This is a genomic window from Thermosphaera sp., assembly GCA_038827615.1.
Lineage (GTDB): Archaea > Thermoproteota > Thermoprotei_A > Sulfolobales > Desulfurococcaceae > Thermosphaera.
Genome location: JAWBNK010000006.1, coordinates 1 through 6,398, shown reverse-complemented (window position 1 = coordinate 6,398; position 6,398 = coordinate 1). Strand labels below are relative to the sequence as shown.

The following is a 6,398-nucleotide window of genomic DNA, read 5'->3' as shown; positions in this document are numbered from 1 at the left end:
GCGACGGTGTTGCTGAAGTTTCTCAGGTCTATAGGCGCGAGCCCGGAGGTTACAGGCTACCTCGCCAGCCTACTCGACAACTTGGCAAGGGAGGTGACTGTGTACTATGACTCGAAGTATCTTGATGAGGGCTATATGAGGATGCGTGTCTTGACGGATGCGGAGAGGGAGAAGCTGGTGAAGACGGCGGCTGAGCTCGACTCGCGGCTGATCAGGTACAGGTACTTCCACCCGGGGTTCCGGAGGTTTGTGGAGGGAATGGTTGTTGACGGCGAGAAGAGGGGTTGGATTAGAACCTGCCTAGTGGGGCTGGCTGCTAGGACATTCTGCAGGCCGATAGAGATCAGCAGGCTACTGGTCAGGAACATAGAGTTTGACGGCGACAGGATGATTATCCGGCTGAGGACTGCGAAGAGGGGGAACGCAGTGGTCAAGATAGTGGATGACGAGGCCGTGGTGGATGCCGTGAAGAAGAGGCTTGATTGGCTGGCCTGGAAGGGCTTTGGAGGCCCTTACCTCCCCCTTTTCCCCGGGAAGGGATGCCCAAGAAAGGTGAAGAGCGAGGCCGAGGCAACCTTCCTAACACACACAGCCATGTATAACTATGCATACGAGGTCTACACGAGGGCCGGCATCAGCACAACCAGCGATAATGTCGTCACCATTCGTGACTGACTTTCCAGTTCTGCAGAAAGGGCTGAAAGAGAGCTTTTAAGCAGCTCAACCTCACTTCCATTCCTGTCTAACAGTCTTTGGATGTCTGAGAGGCTTTCATTTATGCTTCTCTGCCCCTCCCTCAAGCTTGAGAAATCTCTTCCAAGGTTGTTTAGTTGCGATTCAGCAGTTGATAGACGGCCCGACAGACCTACCAGCTCGGAAGACATGTTACTGACTTTCGACTCTGTATTCTTCAACCGCAACTCTATGGCCAGTGTTGTATCCCTCAAGAAAGTGATATCGTTCTTCATCGTCGTTATAAGAGTTTCGTAAGACTGAACATACCATGACAGTTCTTTTGATAATGACTCTATTGTCTCGTTGAAAGGCCTTGACTGGACATAGGGTATGTTTCTCGGGAGTTGTATGGATGTTTTTTCGCGTTAGATAGCCCGCCGAAATACCTCAGGTAGATGGCGTAGAGTGTCAATGTGGTTGGATAGACCGGTCTACTTACGCCTGCGATGGGGTCACCCACAAGGTCGCCGGCTACATTATCCCTTATATGTCCAATCCCCAGAGTATGGTACAATTCATGTAAGATTATCGCCTGTGTATAGAAAACAGGGTAACCAGCCAGTTCGCAACTGATTTCAACTTCTAATAGGAGAGTGTCGCTTATAATAGTCTGTCCAATGGTTGGCGGCTGTAAATTGGTAACTCTGAAGATCACATGAGCGGATTCCCTCCTGAAAGTTGTTTTAAACTTAACATCAAGTAGTTGTTCGTATCTCTCCCCTAACTCTGTTATGAACCTTAACACGGCTTCCCGATGAAATCGGAAAGCGGCAGGCAACTGAGAGATTATCCTATCTTCCCTATCTTCCTGCGGGCACTGTCCAGTTGTATCGACATAGACCAGCACCTCTGGCGGGATTGGAACCGGATAAATCTCTATCCAGTTTGTTGTCGCTAACGGGTTTAGACCGGCGAAAAACAACGCAGAAATAAAAAACGGGAACGTACATCCATCTCTCACCCACTGATGAAGATGAATTTGTCATAAGGCTCGATGATTAAAACCCCTGAAGTTGGATACCATCCTCCGCCTCCAGTCAGCCCTCCCCCAGAACCTCCTACTGTTAAAGTAACTGTAACTGTCCTTTCCTGTGATTTAGTGATTGTTGTGACTACTTGTACTGTACTTGTTCTTACAACTGTGTTTGTTCTTGTTACTGTCTGGTGTCGTTACTATGAACTGGGTGTGAGTATATGTGATTGTCTGCAGCTGCCCCACTCCTCCCGTGCCTCTAACCATCACATCGGCAAGAGACCTGTCCGTGGCGTTACTGTTTTTCCTGAACTCGAAGTCAACTGCCGGAGTAACCTTTCTGAGGTCGAATGTCCCCAACACTACGTTGGTCAGCGTCTTCCAAACCGGCTCCTCATCCTCTGCGAACTTCACCTCGCCGCTATAGTCTGCCACGAGCTGCAGCTGGCAGTTTACCGCTCCTCTGGCAAGTGCCGGCCTGAGCTTGCCATAAATTTGCTCCTCCTCGTGGCTGCTTTCTGGAAGTCTATCCTACCCGAAACACCTACACCCATTCTCTCCTCACCGTTGTACTGAAGTATCCCGAGCGTTCCGTCGTCGCACTTAAGTATTGTCTTAGTGTCGACCTTAACGCTATATTTCTCAGCCGTCCCCTCTAGGACTGCTATATTTACGTAGGGCTGGAGCCAGACCTCACCTTCAGCGCCCGTATCCTCGTCATATAGCTTAAGAGCTTTGTATCCTAGTTTATCAGGTTTCATCTGTATCCCGGCATACAGCAACCCCACGCCGCTCAGGGTGACTGCGCTACTGGTCTGATACTATATGGACTCTCCTATAGACAATGTGTAGCCCATCGTCGCACCTAGGCCGACCGGTTGTTGAGTCCCGGTACTAAGAACTGAGAAAAAGTTTGAGAGGGAGTCGACAACTTGGGATATAGGTGCTCCAATAGGCTTGATCAGCGGGTTCTATTGCAGCTGTCCTAGAGGAGTTCCTAGAGGTTGTAGAGGGGGGTGTGACCACCTAGAAGCTGAAGAAGCTGAGAATAACGACTAGTAGGAAGTCAGTTGCCACAAATACTGACAGAAACCTCTTCGGAAAACCCAGACCTCCTACGCCTGCTCATACCACGCCACCCACGCCCGCGTCATACTAGTGACTTGACGTCTTGTGCTGCAGTCGCTACAGCACCATAGTGACATGGCGTCTTATGTAGAGGGATAATATAGCACCAAAAGGTTTGTCCGTGGCCGTGTTGCCGTCAGCTAAGTCTTGGAAGCTACCTTTTTGGTTAAGCCGTTGCGTTTCTACACAAGCTGTTTAGAGGACACCGGGGGCATAGGGGTTTTCTAGGCGTACAGATTATAGCTGCGAGATCTAGTATGGCCCAGTTATACCGCGAACACTCTTCCGGGAGAACGTGCGCGTGGAGGTCGTGTATCTTCTTGATAATCCTTTGATCCCTTCTTGCCTCACCCGCCGGCCTCAGGTCGAAGAGCCGGCTCACCACCCTACACACGTTTGCGTCGATGACCGGCAGGTTCTTCCCGAAGGCGAAGCATAGAACCGCTGATGCGGCGTATTGGCCCACGCCAGGGAGCGACAGAAGCTCTTCGTAGTCGTCGGGGACGGTCCCGTTGAACCTCTCTATTAGAGTTCTCCCCATCTCCCACAACTTTCTTGCGCGCCATCTCAGGCCCAAGGGCCGCAGAAACCGCTCGATCTCTCTTGGGTCAGAGTTAGCTAGGGCCGTAGGGTTAGGGTACTTCTTTAGGAAGCTGGTATATACTCTTGCCACCTGATCCGATTTTGTCCTCTGCAACATCATTTCAGCGATCAGGATACCGTATGGATCTTGGTTCTGCCTCCAGAGATATGACCTGCCGTGATCTTTATACCAGTTCAGAATTCTCTGGACGATCTCGTCCTCTATATCCATTTCACGTTTTCCGCCCTATCACTAAATGGAATCGAGACCTTTTATAGATTTATATACGATCGGACATAAATATTTGCTTAACGCGAAAGACCGTGAGCAGCCGCGGGATGCTCCTCAGACCTATGTTTCTCCGCGAGAAAAGCGTTAAAATGTATCTTCAGTCCCTATACATCGCCCTTATCGCGTCTCGCCAGAATGCTGAAATCATACTGAACCATCAACCTGATGCCCTTGACCCGGATATGGCAAGAGGTCATGAGTTAGCAAAAAAGTCATTTTCATACTTGAAAAGATGGTGTGAGAGAATCCGCGAATACGCCGTCTCAGAGGAGGTTTATTCTAGACAGATCTGCGAGCCTGCCCGTTTGGCGGCAAGATACAGGCTGTCGATATCGACGAGTACGACGCTCTCAGGATACGTATTCTCAAAATCTGCGGAATTTTACGATCCATTCTTCGGGGAAAATGTTGTCGATCTGTCGGTGGTCATACCGTCGCTAGGATGCCCCCTGACCCTCCGGTGCCGTGCTGATCACGTTCGCGATCTCAACCCCGGCATGTATGAAATTGGGGGTGTGCAACCTATCCCCTACGTTAACAGACTTCATCCAGTCCATCTCTCCATCCGCAATAACCGTGGTGAGCTCATCCTCAAAGAGTTGGACCTTTTAAAGGCCTCGCTGTATGATCTTCGACGGTACCCATACTCCATCGCCTTCGAAAACTTCTGCAGAGTTGCCTCACGCCAATTGCGGGAAAAACTGCGAGGAGGAGTGGCGCTCGGCGCAATACAGGTCGTCGCGGGCTACTTATCCGATGTCAGGCTCCCCCTTATCAGCATCGCGGGCCGCTTCAACAGAGGTGTGGCAATCCAGCTTGTATGGAACGGCGATATTAAAGGCGTTGAGGCGCTGAGGGGGGAACCCGTCAGGGCACTCACCGTGACGTGGTATGGAAGAGGAAGACAGACTCTCCCCGAGGCCTTCATCATCGAGCCCGCGGAGAGTGATTCGGAGATCCTCGAGGATGACATCATCGGATTCGTTAGAGCTCGCATGAAGGTCGCTCAGGAGGCCATCCGGCATCATTACCCCAATGTCGATCCCTCACGGTTCAGAACAGGCTCCATCAAATGGGAGGCGGGATACCTGATTTGGGCACAGAATAAGGCCCCAACTAGTGACGATATTGTTGCCGGCTTCTTAGATCAGAAGCTTTCCCTGATGAGGCTTAGAGGCGAAATGCCGGGCCCGGCAGAGTATGCACCATTAGCTCTGTGGACTCTGATACTTGATCGTCAGAAAGTCCGTCTTCAAACGATAGCCGAAAAACTATATAGGAACAAATCCGTGATGTCGTGTATAGTGGAGCTGGTCAGGATGCATGAGAATGAGGAGCTCCTCCCAAAATCATTTAAGGAGCTGTGTTCAATTTTCGGTACTAATTTGACATACGAGGATGTTCTGTGGATGAGAGATACGGGCCTTATCAAGAAATTCGGAGGGGAAGTCAAAGTGACCAAAATAGGGGTCGAGGTCCTTTACGCGGCTACAGGAGCGGCGATTCTTGACTGGCTCCGACGAGAGTTGGAGGAGAAGGGGCTCATCGCCATTCCGAAAGCTGAGAGCTCTCTGAACGTGCCGGCATCCCTGATCCTGAGGGGTCTGGAAGATCTGCGGAGTGCGGGCGTGCGGCCACTACAGCTTGATGGGCTGGATACCCGTTTGATCTGGGTTATAGAGGGCGACGATCACCTGACGGAGTTTGCACGTACAATCCTAGCAAGGCTCGAATCAGACGTCATCGACGCACTTAGGAGAGTACCTCACGCTTTGTCTGTGTCAAAAATACTAGACGCTCTTAACAGGCGGATGGGCGGTCTCTGGATAAGGGAGATTCTCAGCACATTGCGGATGCGCGGAAGATTATTGGAGAAGGACGGAATGTGGATATATCCGGATGAGTCTAGGATAATGGACGTGCTGTCCGGGGAGCCGGATAAATTACTCACACTAGAGGAACTGATGAAAAAAGCAAAGATACCGGGGGCGAGAAAGTATATCGTCTTCTCTCTTCTGTGGGGGCTGGTGAAAAAGGGTGTCGTGGTTCAGCCCCGTAATGGGATGTGGGCGATAAAAACTGATGATCCGCACATCCTTAGGCGCAGAGCCGAGAACCTCATAAAGGCGGACTGTAAGCACCGGCTCCTTGAAATTCTGGACAAGTACTACCGCACGGATATCATAACCGCAAGGGCTAGGTTACGCGTCTGTATCAGCTGCCACGAAAACTTCAGATTCAGCGGAATTAACGTGGATAGACTGGCGGATGAGATACTCGAAGAGCTCGAGAAGGAGGGGCATGTTAGGCTTGCCGGAGGTGCAGTATTTAGGACGGAGAGGTGAGGGCCCTCAGATGGACAGGCGGCGGGTTCTCGATCTTTTCTGCGGAATGGGCGGCCTAGCCCTCGGTTTCGCTTGGGCAGGCTTCGAGGTTGTCGGAATGGATATTGACGATCAGGCCTGCGCGACTTACGAGTTGAATGGGGTGGGGAAGACGGCCCAAGTGGACCTCGTGAAAGAGAGGGTGGAAGGAGAGTTCGACCTAATCATAGGCGGCCCGCCGTGCGAGCCATGGTCGCTTCTGAACCTGACCAAGAGAGGGAGAAGACATCCAGCACACCCATGCCTGGGTGCCTTCTATGATGCTGTTCACCGGATTCGGCCGATAGCCTTCGTTATGGAGAAC

At 51.3% G+C, this 6,398-nt stretch carries 8 protein-coding genes; 4 read left to right on the top strand and 4 right to left on the bottom strand.

What is annotated here, in order from left to right; genetic code table 11:
• Positions 1-675, top strand: a 675-nt coding sequence (locus tag QXH45_07370; GenBank protein MEM2079058.1) for a hypothetical protein, incomplete at its 5' end; no start/stop codon positions are given.
• A gap of 81 nt (positions 676-756) precedes the next feature.
• Complete coding sequence (locus tag QXH45_07365; GenBank protein MEM2079057.1) at positions 757-990, top strand: hypothetical protein; 234 nt, start codon at positions 757-759, stop codon at positions 988-990.
• 37 nt (positions 991-1,027) lie between these two features.
• On the opposite strand, the gene QXH45_07360 is transcribed toward QXH45_07365, so the two are convergent.
• The 4 genes from QXH45_07360 to QXH45_07345 form a co-directional block, all read right to left on the bottom strand.
• Positions 1,028-1,657, bottom strand: coding sequence for a hypothetical protein (locus tag QXH45_07360; GenBank protein ID MEM2079056.1), 630 nt, complete (start codon positions 1,655-1,657; stop codon positions 1,028-1,030).
• Between the two features lie 174 nt (positions 1,658-1,831).
• A complete protein-coding gene (locus tag QXH45_07355) occupies positions 1,832-2,143 on the bottom strand; it encodes a hypothetical protein (GenBank protein ID MEM2079055.1) in 312 nt (103 codons plus the stop codon).
• 17 nt (positions 2,144-2,160) lie between these two features.
• The gene (locus tag QXH45_07350) at positions 2,161-2,469 is read right to left on the bottom strand and encodes a hypothetical protein (protein MEM2079054.1); all 309 of its coding nucleotides are present in this window, start codon (positions 2,467-2,469) and stop codon (positions 2,161-2,163) included.
• A gap of 533 nt (positions 2,470-3,002) precedes the next feature.
• The gene (locus tag QXH45_07345; GenBank protein ID MEM2079053.1) at positions 3,003-3,650 is read right to left on the bottom strand and encodes a hypothetical protein; all 648 of its coding nucleotides are present in this window, start codon (positions 3,648-3,650) and stop codon (positions 3,003-3,005) included.
• A gap of 92 nt (positions 3,651-3,742) precedes the next feature.
• Between QXH45_07345 and QXH45_07340 the strand changes: the two genes are divergently transcribed.
• Complete coding sequence (locus QXH45_07340) at positions 3,743-6,055, top strand: hypothetical protein (GenBank protein ID MEM2079052.1); 2,313 nt, start codon at positions 3,743-3,745, stop codon at positions 6,053-6,055.
• A gap of 10 nt (positions 6,056-6,065) precedes the next feature.
• On the top strand, positions 6,066-6,398 hold a 333-nt coding region (locus QXH45_07335; protein ID MEM2079051.1), incomplete at its 3' end, for a DNA cytosine methyltransferase.